This window comes from Stenotrophomonas sp. GbtcB23 (assembly GCF_019091045.1).
GTDB classification, from domain to species: domain Bacteria; phylum Pseudomonadota; class Gammaproteobacteria; order Xanthomonadales; family Xanthomonadaceae; genus Stenotrophomonas; species Stenotrophomonas rhizophila_A.
Genome location: NZ_JAGXKC010000116.1, coordinates 1 through 1,354 on the forward strand (window position 1 = coordinate 1; position 1,354 = coordinate 1,354).

The following is a 1,354-nucleotide window of genomic DNA, read 5'->3' on the forward strand; positions in this document are numbered from 1 at the left end:
TTGAATCCGTGGCTCAATCTCGGAGGAAGAGCGACGCAGATTCTTTCGCCTTTGCCTACTTGTTGACCCCCAAGCAGGCCGATGAAATCGACAGGGTCTGCGATGAAAACAGGTGGGAACGGGTGAACTGCTACGCGATCATGATCAAGCCTGGCTACATCCGGCACGTACTCGCAGCTCGAAAAGACAAAGACGGTCTTTCAGTCGCTGAAATCGCAGCCGTCGTTGCAAAGGCCTATAGCCCGCGGAGCCTCTTGCGGATCAATCCCCCAAGCGGCGAGACGAGCAACGACAGGAGAAGCGACCGTCAGTCGGTAATCCTCAACACCCAGCAAAAAGTGCTGCTGCGAGGCACGCCGTACTACGCCACCGCGATCCTGGAGATCCGAATCGAAGGCTGCAGAAGGTACTTGGCCCCGGTGACGTGCTATCACGCGACCGAGGCCAAGAAACGCAGAATACTGAAGTGACTACGTAGGAAGGACGGCCTCACTGGCAGGTTTCCACACTCAAGTGAACAACCCATCCGCCAGCAATTTCCCTTCATGTGCCCCTTGAGAGGCTTCGCAGCTCCGCCGACAAATTTTCTGCTGTCTGCGTAGTCAAGTTAACTATAGCTGCCGGGCGAAGCCCCTTCAAGCTTCACCCGCATCCGGTGCGCAAAGCTTCAGACTCCATCGCACCACGTCGCAACGCTTCGTGAGATTTGGCTGTGTTCGGGGCTCCGTCCCATGCCGTGATGCCGACAGATGTTTGCGGATACGTTCCGCTGGGCGGAAATCAGGGCCTACCATTCATCCAAGGCCTAGCCCTTCATCGCACTCCGCTCTACGAACTCCCTCGGCACGCGGTCAGTGAGCCAGACGCCATTGTCAGCCTGGAAGAACGTATAGCCCTGTTGATGCATGCGAAGCGCATCAACTGTCAGCACGATAGGACTGCCGTAACGCTGGCCAACGGTCGTGGCGGTGGTGGTGTCTTCGGAAAGGTGCACATGGTGTCGCTGGCCCGGGCGTAGGCCTTCAGCCAGGATCGAGTCAAGGTTCCGCGTCGCCGTGCCGTGGTAGAGCAGTGCAGGGGGAACCTTGGCAACGTGCTGTATCGCAACGGTATCTGTGGAGTGGCCTTGCACTGCACGAATGCGGCTGTTGTCAGCGGAGAGCGTGAAGCGCTTCTTGTCGTTGGTACTCACGATCTGCTGGACAAGTGCCCGATCCAGCTCTCGGCCAGCGGACGTTGCGCCGGCGATCAGTGAATCAACGTCAGCCCACCCTTCGGCGTCCAGCGTCAGCCCAATTGCCTCGGGCTGATGGCGCAGCACGTAGCTCAAGAACTCGCTGGGCTCTATGAGGTG

Annotated in this window: 2 protein-coding genes; one reads left to right on the forward strand and one right to left on the reverse strand. The window is 58.5% G+C overall.

From position 1 onward, the window contains the following. Positions 1-470, forward strand: a 470-nt coding sequence (locus KVS69_RS18230) for a hypothetical protein (protein WP_217539411.1), incomplete at its 5' end; no start/stop codon positions are given. Positions 471-805: 335 nt separating this feature from the next. On the opposite strand, the gene KVS69_RS18235 is transcribed toward KVS69_RS18230, so the two are convergent. Beyond that, positions 806-1,348 carry an RNA 2'-phosphotransferase gene (locus KVS69_RS18235; RefSeq protein WP_217539412.1) on the reverse strand — a complete coding sequence of 181 codons (543 nt, stop codon included), beginning with the start codon at positions 1,346-1,348 and terminating at the stop codon, positions 806-808. Between the last annotated feature and the right edge of the window lie 6 nt (positions 1,349-1,354).